The sequence below is a fragment of the Zobellia laminariae genome (assembly GCF_030553095.1).
GTDB classification, from domain to species: Bacteria; Bacteroidota; Bacteroidia; order Flavobacteriales; family Flavobacteriaceae; genus Zobellia; species Zobellia laminariae.
The window spans coordinates 1,297,351-1,313,273 of sequence record NZ_CP130738.1 but is presented as its reverse complement, the minus strand read 5'-3'; the positions used below and the strand labels follow the sequence as shown (position 1 = coordinate 1,313,273).

Sequence of the window (15,923 nt, the reverse complement as noted above, 5' to 3'; positions counted from 1 at the left end):
AATTTAACACACTAGTTTTTGGATATAATCCAAATAACAGGAAATATTCCATAATTTAGCATTGTTGTTTCAACACAGTTATGGAAAAAACCATTTTACATCTAGATTTGGATACATTTTATGTGTCCGTAGAGCGGCTCATCAATAGTGATTTGGTGAATAAGCCTCTACTTGTTGGCGGACTTAGCGATAGGGGCGTAGTGGCTGCCTGTAGCTATGAAACCCGAGGGTATGGTGTGCATTCCGGTATGCCCATGAAAATGGCAAAAGAGCTTTGCCCAGAAGCTATTGCAATTAGAGGTAATGCAGGAACGTATAGCAAACATTCAGATGTTGTTACAGAGATTATACAAGAGCAGGTGCCGCTTTTTGAAAAATCTAGTATAGATGAATTTTATGCGGATCTCACCGGAATGGACCGTTTTTTTGGTTCTTATAAATATGCTTCAGAATTACGGCAGCGTATTATTAGAGAAACGGGCTTGCCTATTTCTTTTGGACTTTCTGCCAATAAAGTGGTGTCTAAGGTGGCTACGGGCGAAGCAAAACCCAGCAATCAACTAAAAATAGATTACGGATTTGAAAAACCCTTCTTAGCTCCCTTATCTATAAAAAAAATACCAATGGTGGGCGATAAAACCTATCAGACCCTTCGGAACTTGGGGCTTCGTAAAATACATACTGTTCAAGAAATGCCCATAGAGGTTATGCGGAATGTACTAGGGAAAAATGGAGCGGTTATTTGGAAACGCGCCAACGGACTAGATAATACTCCGGTAATACCTTTCTGTGAACGGAAATCTATTTCTACAGAGCGCACGTTCGATAAGGATACTATAGACGTAACCATGCTGCGGGGTATTCTCATTGCTATGACAGAAAATTTAGCCTACCAATTGCGGCGTGGTGAAAAACTTACGGCTTGCATTGCGGTAAAGATTAGATACTCAGATTTTAATACCTATTCAAAACAGTTGCGTATACCCTATACCAGTGGAGACCATATTCTGATTCCTAAAATACTGGACCTGTTTAAAACACTATATAACCGCAGGCTATTGGTGCGTTTAATCGGTATTCGCTTTAGCCATTTGGTAGGAGGTAATTACCAGATTAATCTTTTTGATGATACGGAAGAGGCGCTAAACTTATATGATGCCATGGATAGAATTAGGAATAGATATGGCGATAAAAGTGTCATTAGGGCTTCGGCTATGGGGGCACGTAGTATTGGCCGAATGCAGAATCCGTTTGATGGCCGTCCTCCGGTTGTACTGGCCCATAGGAAACAATAATTATCTATTAGAATTCTAATAGTTTTTCAGCTTAAAGTATCGAATACTATTTTTTTTAACCATTAACCACAAACCAATTTGTACTTAAACTGCCATACATATTACAGTCTGCGCTACGGTACTTTTTCAGAGACCGAACTTTTGCATTTGGCACAGGCCAATCATGTAACACAGGTGGTTTTGACTGATATTAATAATACTTCTGCTGCGCTTAATTTTGTTAGAAAGGCTCCGGAATATAATGTCAGGCCTATATTAGGTCTCGATTTTAGAAATGGGGTTAGCCAGTGCTTTGTTGGTATTGCTAAAAATAATGAAGGGTACCTAAACTTAATAATTTCTTATCCAGGCACTTGCATGAAAAAAAGGAAATACCCGTGGCGGCTCCCAAGTTTGAACATGCCTATGTGGTATATCCTTTTGAAAAGGTAGTTGAAAACAACATGTCCATTTTTACCGAAAATGAATTTATTGGAATATCAATTTCTGATTTGAGGCGATTACCTTTTTCAAAAATATTGAATTTAAAGGATAAGCTGGTGGTTCAACAGCCGGTTACGTTTCGTAATAAAGCCGATTTTAATGCGCATAGGTTATTGCGGGCCATTAATAATAATTGTTTGCTGAGCAAATTAGATAAGACTGAAGAAGGCAATGAGGAAGAAAAAATGTTCCCGATTCAAAACCTAGCTACGGTCTTTTCTGAATATCCTTTTATTCTTGAGAATACAGAACGTTTAATGAATGCCTGTTCTATTTCTTTTGATTTTTCAGAAAATAGACCTCCTCAAAATCAAGAAACTTATTTAGGCAGTAGTGAGGAAGATGAGGCCCTGTTGGAAAGGCTATGTGAAGAAGGTTTGCCCTACCGATATGAAACGGTTAATCAGGATATATTGGACCGTGTAAACAAAGAATTATCGCTTATCAAAAGCATGGGGTTTGTATCCTACTTTTTACTTAATTGGGACATTGTCTCTCATGCCCGTAAACAAGGTTTTTTCTATGTAGGCCGTGGTAGTGGTGCTAATAGTATTGTGGCTTATCTGCTTCGCATAACGGATGTGGATCCTATGGAACTCGATTTGTATTTTGAGAGATTCATCAACCTATATCGTGCCAATCCGCCAGATTTTGATATCGATTTCTCCCATCGTGACCGGCCAGAAATGACCAAATATATTTTTGAACGATTTAAAAATGTTGCTCTGTTAGGTACCTATGTAACTTTTAAAGAAAGAGGTGTTATTCGGGAATTGGGTAAAGTATTTGGTCTTCCAAAAAGTGAAATAGATTTGCTTTGTGAGGGCAGATTGGACCTTTCTAGGCTAGACGAGGTTTCGCGTTTGGTACTAAAGTATGGTCGTCTAATTAAGGATATGCCCAACTACCTGAGTATACATGCCGGAGGTATTTTAATCAGTGAAAAACCACTGCATTATTTCTCTGCTACGCATATGCCTCCCAAAGGATTTCCGACCGTACAGTTTGATATGGTTATAGCTGAAGACGTAGGATTGTTCAAATTTGATATTCTAGGGCAGCGCGGGCTAGCCAAAATACGGGAAGCGTTAGATATTATAGCGTATAACCAACCTGAAAAAGTAGATACGTTCGATATTCATAATATCAAAAAAATAAAGACTGATGAGTCGGTTAATACCTTGGTAAAGACTGCGCAGTGTATGGGGTGTTTTTATGTGGAATCTCCTGCCATGCGGATGCTTTTAAAGAAATTAGAGGTTGATAATTACTTAGGGTTGGTAGCTGCCAGTTCTATTATTAGACCTGGGGTAGCCAAAAGCGGAATGATGCGCGAGTATATTTTAAGACATCGAAATCCGGGTAGGACAGAAGAAAAAGCACATCCTGTTTTGCTAAGCATTATGCCGGAGACGTATGGGGTTATGGTTTATCAAGAAGACGTCATAAAGGTGGCTCATCATTTTGCAGATTTAGATTTGGGCGAAGCCGATGTATTACGTCGCGGAATGAGCGGAAAATTTAGGTCACGAGAAGAGTTTCAGAAAGTAAAAGATAAGTTTATAGACAACTGCAGGCGAAAAGGCGAAAGTGATGATGTTATTTTTGAGATATGGGAACAGATTGCAAGTTTTGCCGGGTATGCTTTTGCCAAAGGACATTCTGCTTCGTACGCTGTAGAAAGTTATCAGACGCTGTTTTTACGGGCATATTTCCCATTGGAATATATGGTGGCTGTACTTAACAATGGTGGCGGATTTTATCGTCCTGAATTTTATGTACACGAGGTACGTATGTTGGGTGGCACCGTACATCCACCGTGTGTTAATAGGAGCCATTATGCAAATGCTATCTATGGAACCGATGTTTTTATAGGTTTTGGTTTTTTACGGGAATTAGAAAGTAGAGTAGTGGAACGCATTTTAAAAGAGCGCGCTGGCAACGGTCCTTTTTTGTCTTTGGAAGATTTTTTAGATCGTGTCCTTATTTCGGTGGAACAGGTAGATGTACTTATTCGTATAAATGCTTTCAGGTTTACAAATATCAATAAGCATGAACTGCTATGGAAAGCTTATTTTTTTCTCAGTAAGGGAAAGAAAGTAGACCATCCCAAACTCTTCCCGCCCAAACATCAAGATTTTAAGATTCCAGAGTTGTATACCACTCATTTGGAAATGGCCTTTACACAATTGGAGCTGTTGGGTTTTTGTTTGTGCAGCCCTTTTGAATTGTTAACAGAGCCGCCTAAAAATAACAGGGGCAGTAAGGACCTTGAAAAGTATCTTGGTCATCATATAGATATTTATGGGTACTTGGTAACCGTTAAAAATACGAGAACGCATACAGGTAAATCAATGCATTTTGCCACTTTGGTAGATCAACACGGACAGGTTTTTGATACCGTTCTTTTTCCGCCGGTAGCCGCTAAATATAATTTTAGAGGCAAAGGTATTTATCGGTTTTACGGTAAAGTGGTAAGTGAGTTTGGTTTTTTAAGTATTGAGGTTATAAAAATGCAAAAGCAAGATTATGTCCAAGACCCAAGATATGCAGATATGAAAACCAGCACAAAGGTGTTCGAGAACAAAAAAGCAGAAGCTAAAGCAAACCGAATTTTATAAAGAGGGAGAATCAGATTACTTTTTATTCTGATACTTTTTGAACTTCACCCTTTATAGAGCAAGATAGTTTAACCGTATTATATATGGTTCCAAACTTTTCAATGTTCTTTTTTAATAAGTCAATATTTAGGCTTTCGTCTTGACTGTATACTTTTAGCACGTAATTGATATTGTCCATTCTGGGTGGTTTCTCTAAACGCGTGGCTTTTACCAAAATTTCAGCAGTGGTATATTCAAAATTCATCAAAATGGAAAAACGCTCCACGTTTTTAAGAATACAAGAAGAGAATGATCCTAAAAATAATTCGGCAGGGTTTGGTAGACTATCTGCTGTTTCTGGAGTGATTCCAAAACTAATTTCAGATTGTTTAATGTCTATTAAAGCACTAGCTTTTGAAGATGAACGTGATGCTATCGAATATTCCATAACTTGAATATTAATGTTATTTAACCCCTTTCTTCAACTTAACCCAAAGGTAATCATCTATTATTTTATCATTTTTGAATGCTGCGTTTCTTTTAATACTTTCTAAAGTAAAATCATTCTTTTCCAGAACACGCATAGAGGGTTTGTTGAACTCAAAAACGCCAGCTTCTATTCTTACGATATCAAAAGTACTGAAAGCATAATCGGTCATTAATGCTATGGCCTTGGTGGCAATTCCATTACCCCAGAAAGGCTCACCTATAAAATATCCCATTTCGGCACTTAATCTAAAAACATCTTTTTTAATGTCTATTCCTATTTCACCTACAAAAATGTCTTTCCAATAGATTAATTTTCTTTCCACAGGACTCTTTTTAAGTTGAATAGCTATAAACTCTTCGGCATCCTTTAAAGTAAACGGATTAGGAACTTTATCATAACCATTATCAAAAATAATGGGGTTGTTTCTGAATTCAGTAAACCGTTCGGTAATATCCGTTTGATAGTTTTTTAATTCTACCATAAACATTGAATGTTTAAACTGACTTGCATTTCAATTAATCTAGTTTTCCATTAGTAGGTGCCTTTTGCAAGTTAGGTGTTTTTCTGTGTTTTGTTCCTTGTTCGTAAGAATATGCTAAGCCTATTAATATGGGTTCATCATACATTCTGCCCAAAAATTGAAGTCCGGCAGGTAAGTTTTTAGCGGTGAAACCCATAGGAACAGTAAAGGCAGGTTGACCGGTGTGCGGACTAATAACCTGATTGTTGTCTCCTAAATATTCTTCTTGGAAGTGGTCAATTCTTGCAGGCGGATTATTCCAAGAAGGATAAACGATTGCGTCTAGTTCTAAAGAATCCATTACATTTTCTATGGCTTCGCGAAAAGCAATTCTACGGGTATCTGTGTAGGCATCTAAACAAGGAATTTCCGAATCTTCCCATCTGCCGGTATGCTCGGCATTTCTTAGTAATCTTTCTTTTGCAAATTCAGAAGTACTTCCTGCTTTAATAATATCTTCTATGGTTTTTATAGAATCATTTTTTACGTAGTTGGCCAAAAAGCCCTCAACATCTTCCCGAAATGGAGCGCACCACTGGTTTTCTTTCAAGCTAGCGAAATCTGGAATAACTACAGAATCCACAACAGTAGCGCCAAGAGAATCCAGTTCGGAAAGTGACTGTTCAAACAACGTTTTAATTTCGGGGTCAGGGTCATTGTCACTTAATTCTCTCAGGACACCAATTCTAGCGCCAACAAGCGCATCCTTTTTAAGGAACTGAGTGTAACTAGTAGGTATTTTGCCTTCTGAGTTTTTGGTAAGCGGGTCATCTGAATCATACCCAGCAATAATTTCCAATACTTTGGTGGCATCTTCAACGGTTCTGCACATAGGGCCAACCACATCATTTCTTAAATAAAGCGGAACAATGGCACTTCTACTGACTAGTCCCAATGTAGTTCGGAATCCTACTAATGAATTATGAGAAGAAGGTCCTCTTATAGAGTTCCCCGTATCTGTCCCTAAACCAATAGTTCCAAAATTAGAAGCAATGGATGCACCTGTTCCACCACTTGATCCTGCGGGAACGTAATCTGTATTATATGGGTTTCTTGTAGTTCCGGCTGTTGAGCTTTCTGTATGCATGGGACTAAAGGCCCATTCTGCCATGTTAGACTTGGCAATAATTATGGCACCGGCTTCAACAAGCTTTTTAATTATAAACGCATCTTCTTCAGGTATGAAATCTTTTAAAGCCAATGAGCCAGCTGTTGTTGGTAGACCAGCGGTATTAATATTGTCTTTTACAATTATTGGAATTCCGTGTAAGGGGCGTAAAGTGCCAGTCTCCTTGTATTCCTTGTCAAGGGCTTCAGCAACCTGAAGCGCTTGCGGATTTATTATGGTAATCGCATTTATGGTGCCGTCAAAATCCTTGATTCTTTCTACATATGCCTGAACCAATTGTTCACTATTAAAAGAACCTTCTTCATATGCATTGTGAATATCTGAAATGGTTAATTCAGATAGCTCTATGGCCTTATTATCTGTTTGTGCCGTCTTTTGTTCTTTACAACTATAAAAACCTAACGTTAATACTACCAGTAAACAGAAAACTTTAGTTTTTATCATATTCGGGTTTTGTATAAATAGTTTTGGATGCTATGCGCATAAAAAAAGGTCATCTCGTTACAGACTAACGAGATGACCCTAAGTTAAATAATAAACCAGAAGTTCCTTTATGAATTTTAGAATAGCATGCTAAAATTATTAGGTTGATTTATTTTTGGACAGATTTTTACTTAATACATACTATCATTTAAACCAATGCCCCATTTGCACCTATAACTTGGCCTGAAATCCACTTAGAATCATCGCTAGCCAGAAACAATGCAACGTTGGCAATATCTATCGGTTTTGCCAGTCTATTAAAGGCGTTCATAGAACTTAGTTTGTTTATGGTTTCTTGCGATTTTCCTTTCATGAACAAATCTGTTTCGGTAGGGCCTTATGGTGCTAGAGCGTTTACGGAAATACCTCTGCCTATTTCTTTTGAGAAAACACGGGTCATTTGTTCTACTGCTGCTTTTGATGCAGAGTACAAGGCATAGGTTGGAAACATTAATTTAACGGTACTGGATGATATATTAATAATATTACCATTGTATTTCTAATTTGGCGTCTGCTTCTTTTAGTGTATTGAAAACGCCTTTTACGTTAATATCAAATTGTCTACTAAAATCTTCTTGCGTATTGTCTTTTAATTTTTTTGAAATCATAACACCCGCATTATTAATCAACACGTCTACCTTACCATAGGTTTGAATGGCTTGGTCAAACAATGCGGTCACTTGATTTTCGTCACTAACATCAGCTTTTACTGCAATGGCCTTACCACCGTTGCTAAGTATAGTTTCTACTGTGTTTTTGGCTTCATCTTCACTGTTCGAGTGGTTTACAATTACTGAAGCTCCGTTTTTGGCCAACAAAATTGCAATTTCTTTTCCTATGCCTCGTGAGGCTCCCGTTACGATGATTACTTTGTTTTCTAGTTTCATAATATTCAGTATTTTGTTTATTTGAGGGCTATTAAATTTTGTGCTATTGGAGTTAGGTTTGACCCAGTAATTTCAGGATTAGGAGCTAATGGATACAATTGGGCACCATAGTCTACTGACAAATGCGCCTCTCCAATTTGCCCAAATTGCTCCAGCAATATCCCAGCCATGCGCAGCAACTAACATACATTCATGTGATTGAATTCCCATTTTTCTGGCAGCCCAATCATAAGCATCTGCATCTGGTTTAAATTTACCCATATCTTCAATACTTAAGCGTTCATCAAAATAATCAAGCAAACCAGCATTGGTAAATTGAGTCTCTACACCCTTGTTTGAAGAATTGGTAAAGGATACCAATTTAAACCCAGCATCTTTTAATTGTTGTAGTGCTGGTTTTACATCTGGGTGCGCGGGTAATGACCTAATAGGACCTAGAATAGCTTCTTTTGCTTCGTCTTCGGTTAATGTTATACCATTATTTGCAGCTACCATTTGTAAAGCTGCTGCGCCAATAATTCCAAAATCATTGTATTGTCTTCCCACGGTGGTAACTAAAGAGTATTGAAGCATAGTAGTAAACCATAAGGGTAAAAGGTCACTTCGGTTTCCCAGGACGGCTCCAACACTCTCTTTCATAGCTGTTAGGTCAAGTAGGGTTTCGTTTACATCAAAGAATAGCACTTTAGGTCTAATTTCGCTACCTGTTATAATTGGCTCTGCAGGCTTATTTGATGCATTACCGAACTGGGGTATTGTTGCTCCGGCTAAACCAAGTACGGTTGTTTTTTTGATAAAATCTCTTCTGTTGTTTTTCATGAATTAGTAGTGTTTAAAAACATTCTTATAGGTATGTTTTGGGATAAAAAAATTAAACTGCTATTTGTTTTAAGTATAAGGTGAGTCCTGATAAGTATTCGTCTAGGATAGAATCATCATTGTAAAGTTTTCTTATACCACGTATGCCTTCAAATGCACTAATTAAATACACTGCTACGGCTTGGCTAGAGATATTTTTGTTGATGGTATTTTCTTCTTGACCTCTTTTAATTAAAAGAATTAAGGCCGCTTTCCATTTTTCAACAATACTTTTTAAAGCTATTTGATAAGTTGCTTCAAAATCACCTATTTCATTGATGAAATTATTCATGGGGCAACCATGTTGCTTATCATAAATTGAAAATGATTTTAAGCGGTGTATGAAAGTTTTTTCTAAAATGTCAAGTGGATTCCCATCACCATACAGTGGTAGAATCATACTGTCACAAACCCGTTTTTCAACTTTTAGGGCAATAACGGCTAATCCTAATTCTTTCTTGTTTTTATAATGATGGTAGAATGCTCCTTTTGTAAGCTTGGTAGCTTTCATTACTTTATCAATACTGGTAGTCTTAAAACCATTCTCGTAAAAAATCTTAAATGCCTTATCAACAATGATTTGTTTTGTAAGTTCAGACTTTAGCTCTTGTTGCATTTAGTAAAGGTATTCAAAAAAAATACCACATTGAATGTTTTTAACTTAATGTCAACATCTTTTGCATTTAGGTTGCTCTCTGCAATTCTGTAATAGTTGTGCTGATTTGAGGTAACCCTTTTATTAACCACACAAATTTGTGTAGCATTTAGACCTTAATAAATTTGTTTCTCGCTATAGTTGAAATAGGGACTATTTTTTAACAGCTTTCACTCCAGCTTCAATTTTTATATCAAGGTTGTTTTCTTTTGGTGGAATGGGGCAGGAGCTATAATTGTTATAAGCGCAGTAGGGATTATATGCTTTGTTGAAATCAACTTCAATACTGTCCGAGTCAGGAATTCTTAAATCAATATATCTTCCGCCACCATAAGTTTCCTCTCCGTTGGTCAGGTCAGTAAAAGGAAGAAATAAATAATCTCTATACTTTTCGGTTTGACGTAGGCTATGACTTTGGTAAATAGTTAATTTGTGCTGTTGGCCTTCTATTTCAAATACAACTTCTCCATATTTTTCATAGGTAGGAGCTCTGTTGGTTGTTGTTTTCATTTTAAACGGCAGCGGGTCTAAAACTCTGGTGAATTTAGCTTTTACACGGTAGGCTTCATTAATTTCATAGAAGTCATGACCAGTAAATTTTTTCTGTTCTTTTTTACTTAAAGGCGACTTCTCCGGATTTTTGAACTCGGCATTCAGTTCCTCTTGAAATGCTTTAATATCTTCAATTTGGGATTGATCTTGCGCAAACAACGTGGTGTTTGCGAATATCAATACCACAGCTAAAATTGTTTTCATGCTATATAGATGTTCTGGAATGCTAAGCGATGTGTTTGAATGTTACTACTCTCCAAGCTCAGTAATCTTCTGTTCGTAAAGCTTCTTACTCTCTACGACGGCAACATTCAATTCTTGCATAATACCTTCAACACGACCTTCTATGCTTTTCATTTGGTCATTAATATTATCAAAAGAATTAAGGGCTGCAGCTACTTCTAGGGCCTTTACCACTTCTACGGCATCACCATGTAAAAGTTTTAATTTGTCTATAGCTTTTGATGTATTGGTCAATGTGCCATTATACTTCGTACGCGCTTTTTGAATGGCACTCAAAAGAGTTTTTTTGCTGGTTTCGTCGCTTAGGCTATTGGTCTGCTTTTCCATGGCAGTAAAAAGATTAGTAGCCTTCTCTTTTAAATCTTCGTATTCTTTGTTTAGATTATTTACACGGCGGTCTACTTTCTCCCAATCACCATATACCTTTGCAAATTCCTTGTCTTCATTTTTAGTGTCTTCTAAAGCAGCTTTTAGTGCACTTAGAGATTCTAAGCCTCTGTTTACATTTTTATTGGCAGTTTCTTTCTTGCTTTCAAATGTAGATACTTGACTTTTAAATTTGTCTTTTAAACGAATTAGGTCTTCAGGGCTTTTGTCTTTCCAACATGAAGTTAATACAAGCGCAGTTAGGGCAATAAATAGTGTTTTCTTAAACATGTAATGTAATTATTAGTTAATGGTGGGGTAAAGATACGTATTCTTCTAACTTTTCGTTTTTTGATAGTCCGTTAGCTTTTGAGGACCTTCCAGCAAAACACGTACTACACGAAGCGTGCCATCATCTGTGGTAGATATTTGCCATTTAATGAGTGAGATGCTGCCTTTCTCAATTTCAATACCCGTAATACTACGTGGATGAACACAACTACCGTCATTAAAAAACGGAATGTCTCCAGGTTCAGGAAAGCGTGGCCGGTGGGTATGACCAACAATTGTGATTAAAAGATTGTTCTTTAGTATCCACTTTTTAATACGCCGCTCTACTTTTATAAGTTCTTTGTAATTTTTTGCAGGACTCGTGGGGTCTGCAATACCCCATACCTGGAGTGGTTTCCATAATGCGCGTACCAAAAACCGACTCCAGCGCCAAAAGGTGTAGTTCCACCAGTCCGCCTGATGCCCGTGTGTTAAGAAAATTTCTTGTTCAGTGTCTTTATGCTGCAGTATAATGCCCTCATGATAGGTAATGCCTTCAAAAAGTTCTTTAGATTCCCCATCTATAGGTTCAAAATAGCTGCTTAGGTTCTTCTTGACATATTCTGGGTCTTTATAGACCATATCATGGTTTCCCCAGATCATATGAAGTCTACGGCCTAGATGAAATTTTCGCAAAAGTTCATAAACATTCTTGTGGGCCTGAAAAATAGATTCAAAAAATCGGTTTTCCCAAAGCTCATCACCATCGCCTATTTCACAATAATCAAACCCTTCTTTGAAATAGAAATTAAGGGCGTGAAAGTAGATATTCCGGTTGTTTGCGAAGTCATCTGCAAAGCTGTTGTCACCCCTGTGGCAGTCACTAAAGAGAATAAATTTCGATTCATCGTCAAAAGGTACCGTTGTGGCAGTTTGGTATGCATTGGATAACCTTGTATTGGACGACATATCGTAAATTTGCATAAATATCTAAAAAAAGCGGTGAAGGGCATAAAGATTGCCTTAACAATACAATATTTTATTTTGTAACTTTAAGAGGGTATTTACGACTGATGAGATGAGAATGGAGAAAAACTACGAAGCAGATTTACCAATTACCCAGCTAATAAGCTTTAACAGGCTTATGGAGCAATATGATGTCATGGCTAAAAGTGATAATATCACCGAGGCGAAAAAGGCACAGCGTATCTTAAAAGCTGCAGCACCGTACCCTGAGCTTCGTGATGGTTTTAATGATGTTTCCTTGCTTAAAAAACATAAAGACATTATTAATATTATTTTACAGGATATTTTTCCGAAAGTTGTTACTAACAATGAGATAAAGACTGCCTCTTTACCGTATAACGATGTAATCTTTAATTCTTCTAAGCGGTTCAAAAAAATATTGAAAGATGCAGGTGGAGATGATTTCATTCCACAAATGCGGAATCTACCAGAACACCAGATGTATATTGTGGCGTGTACGGTTATTCTTAATTTTCACTACGGCTTCAATTTTGATTTTAAAAGACCATTTTTCTACGATATTCCTGATAAAAATGGCGTAATGCGCCATTATAGAATTTTGTACAATGCAGATTTTATGGAAATTTTGCCTACGGATAAGGCAAAGAAACTTACTCAAAAAGATGTTGATGATCTGTTAGATAATTTTGATAATATAGAACTTTGGAAGGAAAAAATTCCGCCGCATAGTTTTATTTCGAAGGGTTTTGTCATTTCCAATATGTTTGACGTAACTGCAGAACATTCTATCTCCGAAATAAAATCTAGCCTGATTGCGAACGACAAGCGCAGCAGTGATAATTTCATGAGCGATTTACAGGAGACCTTTAGGTCTTTCTTTAATTCACCAGATATTAAGGTGGGTTTTGTGGAGTATAATGCTAAGGAGAATCGTTTTGAAAAAGTTTTTGCTAATGGCATGGAGAGTTTTCTTTTGGGAGATAAAGACGCGCTACATTGTACAAGTGCTTTATGTAAAAGTTCCTACAGTAGATTGTTAGAGCAGAACAGTTATTTTGCTATTTCAGATGTAGATCGTCATTATAAAATTTCTGGAGGCATGGCCCTCTATGAAGGCCTCAAAGAAAAAGGTATAAAAAGTGCTATTCTGGCACCTATTGCAGATGATGGTAATCTTTTGGGTGTATTGGAGCTTGTAGCTTACGAGCCAAATGTATTGAATAGTGTAAATGCCAATAAATTGGAAGATGTAATGCCTTTTATTGTATCGGCAGTACTTCGTTCTAAAGCAGAGGAAAGTAACCTTATTGATGCCGTTATTCAAAATGAATGTACATCGGTCCATGATTCTGTATACTGGCGTTTTGAAGAAGAAGCCAAACGTTTTGTAAAGGATAATTCAGAAGGTAGGAGTGCTACTTTTAAGGAAATTGTCTTTAAAAATGTATATCCATTATATGGTCAAATAGATATTAAAGATTCATCTCAGGCCCGAAATACCGCAATTCAGCGCGATTTGATGATTCAACTTTCTACTATAAATAAAGTGCTTGAAAATGCATGGCAGAATAGTAAGTTACCTATTTATGAGGAGTTGATGTTTAGGGTGAATAATCATATGGACAGTATTAAAGAAAGCCTGCACACCAACAGTGAGCAAGCTATTTTTAATTTTGTGATGGATGAAATAAATCCTGTGTTCTCTCATTTGAAAAAATCTGATAATGAGTTGAATAATTTGATTCTTTCCTATGAGTCTTCGGTTGATATGGGAACAGATTCCTATTATGATCACAGACGTAATTATGACGAAAGTGTTACGCGAATCAATATGAGATTGGCATCGTTGTTAGATAAGAAGCAAAAGAGTGCCCAAGCCATGTTCCCGCATTACTTTGAGCGGTATAAGACTGATGGTGTTGAGCACAACATGTACATTGGTAATGAGATTGTTGGCGATCAAGAATTTGATATGCTGTACTTAAACAATCTTAGATTATGGCAGTTGCAGGTTATGTGCGAGATGGAAAATGCGCATTATACTTTAAAGCCTAAACTTGCTGTGCCTTTAGACGTGGCTTCATTGGTTTTAGTTTATAGTACATCACTTTCAATCCGTTTTAGAATGGATGAGAAGCGCTTTGATGTAGATGGTACGTACAATGCCCGATACGAAATTATCAAGAAACGTATTGATAAATCTTACATTAAAGGAACCAATGAACGTTTGACCCAAGCGGGTAAAATGGTTATTGTCTATTCTCAGAAAAAGGATGAGCTAGAATACTTACGTTACATAAAATTCTTGCGCTCTAAAGGTTACTTTACCGGTAAGGTAGAGATTGTGGAATTAGAGGGGCTACAAGGCGTAAGCGGACTTAAAGCTATACGGGCAGATATTCTTTACAAGACCAAAGACAACGACTTGGAAAGAACGTATACGTACGAAGATCTTATGAATGAATTGAAGGCCTAGGTAGGTAATTCAATAATTCTTTCTGGACCGTAGAATTTTAGGGCTACAAAAAATGCAATTACAGATAATACCATTCCTACCATAAAGATGGTATACGTCCATCGTAATAGTTTGTATTTTCTATTTAACACAAGACCTAAGAAGTAAAGGTCTTTGGTTAAGGAGTCATATACATATTTCTGGTCTTTAATCAATTCTTGAATGGCCCACTCATAATCTTCAAGCTTCATCTTATGAAAGTTTCCAAAGAACAATAGGTTTACTTTCTTTTGATTTACGTCTTCCTTGTTAAACTCACCGCTAGTTACATTCGGTCGGGTTGCCAAAACAGACATAATCATAGATATAACACTAAACATGACAAAGATACCTGCAGGAATTACTAAGTAATCATTAGATGGATTATCTAGTTTAGGTATAAGGTTAGTAAGCATTAAAGAAATAATAATTGCATTTACAGATAGAAGAATGTTAGCCTTGGTATCTGCAATATCACTTAATTTTAAGTGGTTCCGCATGGTAACGCGGAACATGGTCTGTATCCCTCTTTCTGGACTTTTGTTTTTTAATTGAACTTTAAGTTCTTCCTTTTTTCGTGCTTTTTTCTGTTTTTTATCACGTTTCACCAACTTTTTAAGGTTCTCATCTTTACCTTCTTGCCAGTTTTTTATGGCATAGTCCGTGTAGAAACGATGCTCGGTCTGGAACATTTTAATATTGGTACGGCGCCATTCTTTAGTTGAGATTTCTGCAATGCCCAACAGCTGTAATTCTTCCCGCAACATCTCGCAAGTTTCAGTATAACTAGATTGTGCTAAATGAGAAGAATCGGCATCTCTCATAATCTCTTCCATCAAGTTTTGCGGCTCATGGCCTCGCTTGGTAGCCATAATTAGATTGCAGACCGTTTCTACAGTCAGTGGTTCGCAATTTTGCTCGGTCAGAAATTTCTTTGCTATTGCACAGCTATTTTCTTCATGGTTTTCTGAACCTTTTGTGTAACCTGTGTCATGAAGCCATGCAGCAAGCGTTATTGCGTCACTATCAGTAGCGTTTAAGTTATAATAATCAAGCAATTCTTTAGTACTTTTGACAACACGCTGGGTATGCCTAAGATTGTGATACAAATAGTTGGTATCTAATTCTTTGACTAACAGGTTAATTGCAAATTCTTCGGTTTTCGATAGTAAATCCGGAAAAAATTATTTATGGTTCCAAATTACAAAATATTGAGAGTGAATAGTGTTCTATTCGGTAAACATTTTGCGCTAATTGCATTGTTAGCTCTGTTTTCAGGTTGTGCAACCCTTAAAACAAAGTACGCAAATGAAGAGGGTAAAACAGATGTTCCTACTACAAAGGAGATTTCACATACGTTTTATCTTATTGGGGATGCAGGTCTATCTCCTATGGATGGAATGAACGACGCGCTTAAGATTTTTAAGGACAAATTAGACAAGGCAGATAAGAATAGTACGGCACTCTTTTTAGGCGATAATATTTATCCTGCAGGTCTACCTGACCCTATAGATTCTACCGCTGCCTATATTCTGGCAAAAAATGATTTGGATGCCCAATTAAAAACTCTGAAAGATTTTAAAGGGAAACCCATTTTTATACCTTAGAACC

General features: G+C 37.0%; 13 protein-coding genes and 2 pseudogenes. 4 read left to right on the top strand and 11 right to left on the bottom strand.

The features are described from left to right. The first annotated feature begins 80 nt into the window (after window positions 1–80). Window positions 81–1,295, top strand: coding sequence for a DNA polymerase Y family protein (locus Q5W13_RS06290; protein ID WP_304445739.1), 1,215 nt, complete (start codon window positions 81–83; stop codon window positions 1,293–1,295). A 78-nt stretch (window positions 1,296–1,373) separates the two neighbouring features. After that, window positions 1,374–4,399, top strand: a pseudogene (locus Q5W13_RS06285) (DNA polymerase III subunit alpha). A 22-nt stretch (window positions 4,400–4,421) separates the two neighbouring features. Here Q5W13_RS06285 and Q5W13_RS06280 read toward each other — a convergent pair. The 10 genes and pseudogenes from Q5W13_RS06280 to Q5W13_RS06235 all read right to left on the bottom strand — a co-directional run bounded on the left by Q5W13_RS06280 (window position 4,422) and on the right by Q5W13_RS06235 (window position 11,800). Then, entirely contained in the window at window positions 4,422–4,826 is a 405-nt protein-coding gene (locus Q5W13_RS06280; RefSeq protein ID WP_304445738.1) for an OsmC family protein, read from the bottom strand. Between the two features lie 16 nt (window positions 4,827–4,842). Then, window positions 4,843–5,349, bottom strand: coding sequence for a GNAT family N-acetyltransferase (locus Q5W13_RS06275; protein ID WP_304445737.1), 507 nt, complete (start codon window positions 5,347–5,349; stop codon window positions 4,843–4,845). Window positions 5,350–5,383: 34 nt separating this feature from the next. After that, window positions 5,384–6,961 (bottom strand): amidase, encoded by a 1,578-nt coding sequence (locus Q5W13_RS06270; protein WP_304445736.1) that lies wholly within the window; start codon window positions 6,959–6,961, stop codon window positions 5,384–5,386. 187 nt (window positions 6,962–7,148) lie between these two features. Then, a pseudogene (locus tag Q5W13_RS06265) lies at window positions 7,149–7,451 on the bottom strand (SDR family oxidoreductase). 34 nt (window positions 7,452–7,485) lie between these two features. Beyond that, window positions 7,486–7,887, bottom strand: coding sequence for an SDR family NAD(P)-dependent oxidoreductase (locus tag Q5W13_RS06260; RefSeq protein ID WP_304445735.1), 402 nt, complete (start codon window positions 7,885–7,887; stop codon window positions 7,486–7,488). Between the two features lie 78 nt (window positions 7,888–7,965). Then, window positions 7,966–8,706 (bottom strand): haloacid dehalogenase type II, encoded by a 741-nt coding sequence (locus Q5W13_RS06255; protein ID WP_368662451.1) that lies wholly within the window; start codon window positions 8,704–8,706, stop codon window positions 7,966–7,968. Between the two features lie 52 nt (window positions 8,707–8,758). Continuing rightward, window positions 8,759–9,361 (bottom strand): TetR/AcrR family transcriptional regulator, encoded by a 603-nt coding sequence (locus tag Q5W13_RS06250; RefSeq protein WP_304445734.1) that lies wholly within the window; start codon window positions 9,359–9,361, stop codon window positions 8,759–8,761. Between the two features lie 192 nt (window positions 9,362–9,553). Next, window positions 9,554–10,156 (bottom strand): DUF1684 domain-containing protein, encoded by a 603-nt coding sequence (locus Q5W13_RS06245; protein WP_304445733.1) that lies wholly within the window; start codon window positions 10,154–10,156, stop codon window positions 9,554–9,556. 45 nt (window positions 10,157–10,201) lie between these two features. Then, window positions 10,202–10,852, bottom strand: coding sequence for a hypothetical protein (locus Q5W13_RS06240; protein WP_155598002.1), 651 nt, complete (start codon window positions 10,850–10,852; stop codon window positions 10,202–10,204). Window positions 10,853–10,897: 45 nt separating this feature from the next. After that, on the bottom strand, window positions 10,898–11,800 hold the full coding sequence (locus tag Q5W13_RS06235) for a metallophosphoesterase (RefSeq protein ID WP_304445732.1): 903 nt from the start codon (window positions 11,798–11,800) through the stop codon (window positions 10,898–10,900). A 115-nt stretch (window positions 11,801–11,915) separates the two neighbouring features. On the opposite strand from Q5W13_RS06235, the gene Q5W13_RS06230 reads away from it, so the two are divergent. After that, window positions 11,916–14,294: a GAF domain-containing protein gene (locus Q5W13_RS06230; protein WP_304445731.1), complete on the top strand. Its 2,379-nt coding sequence runs from the start codon at window positions 11,916–11,918 to the stop codon at window positions 14,292–14,294. Here the strand turns inward: Q5W13_RS06230 and Q5W13_RS06225 are convergent. Further along, a complete protein-coding gene (locus tag Q5W13_RS06225) occupies window positions 14,291–15,457 on the bottom strand; it encodes a Pycsar system effector family protein (protein ID WP_304446471.1) in 1,167 nt (388 codons plus the stop codon). The two genes, Q5W13_RS06230 and Q5W13_RS06225, sit on opposite strands and share 4 nt — an antisense overlap. A 45-nt stretch (window positions 15,458–15,502) precedes the next feature. Between Q5W13_RS06225 and Q5W13_RS24675 the strand changes: the two genes are divergently transcribed. Then, entirely contained in the window at window positions 15,503–15,919 is a 417-nt protein-coding gene (locus Q5W13_RS24675; protein WP_368662450.1) for a hypothetical protein, read from the top strand. Window positions 15,920–15,923: the final 4 nt, after the last annotated feature.

What these genes read in the sequence shown, in the direction of transcription:
- Q5W13_RS06290 (WP_304445739.1), top strand. Translation starts at nt 81, where the DNA reads ATGGAAAAAACCATTTTACATCTAGATTTGGATACATTTTATGTGTCC.
- Q5W13_RS06280 (WP_304445738.1), bottom strand. Translation starts at nt 4,826, where the DNA reads ATGGAATATTCGATAGCATCACGTTCATCTTCAAAAGCTAGTGCTTTA.
- Q5W13_RS06275 (WP_304445737.1), bottom strand. Translation starts at nt 5,349, where the DNA reads ATGGTAGAATTAAAAAACTATCAAACGGATATTACCGAACGGTTTACT.
- Q5W13_RS06270 (WP_304445736.1), bottom strand. Translation starts at nt 6,961, where the DNA reads ATGATAAAAACTAAAGTTTTCTGTTTACTGGTAGTATTAACGTTAGGT.
- Q5W13_RS06260 (WP_304445735.1), bottom strand. Translation starts at nt 7,887, where the DNA reads ATGAAACTAGAAAACAAAGTAATCATCGTAACGGGAGCCTCACGAGGC.
- Q5W13_RS06255 (WP_368662451.1), bottom strand. Translation starts at nt 8,706, where the DNA reads ATGAAAAACAACAGAAGAGATTTTATCAAAAAAACAACCGTACTTGGT.
- Q5W13_RS06250 (WP_304445734.1), bottom strand. Translation starts at nt 9,361, where the DNA reads ATGCAACAAGAGCTAAAGTCTGAACTTACAAAACAAATCATTGTTGAT.
- Q5W13_RS06245 (WP_304445733.1), bottom strand. Translation starts at nt 10,156, where the DNA reads ATGAAAACAATTTTAGCTGTGGTATTGATATTCGCAAACACCACGTTG.
- Q5W13_RS06240 (WP_155598002.1), bottom strand. Translation starts at nt 10,852, where the DNA reads ATGTTTAAGAAAACACTATTTATTGCCCTAACTGCGCTTGTATTAACT.
- Q5W13_RS06235 (WP_304445732.1), bottom strand. Translation starts at nt 11,800, where the DNA reads ATGTCGTCCAATACAAGGTTATCCAATGCATACCAAACTGCCACAACG.
- Q5W13_RS06230 (WP_304445731.1), top strand. Translation starts at nt 11,916, where the DNA reads ATGGAGAAAAACTACGAAGCAGATTTACCAATTACCCAGCTAATAAGC.
- Q5W13_RS24675 (WP_368662450.1), top strand. Translation starts at nt 15,503, where the DNA reads ATGGTTCCAAATTACAAAATATTGAGAGTGAATAGTGTTCTATTCGGT.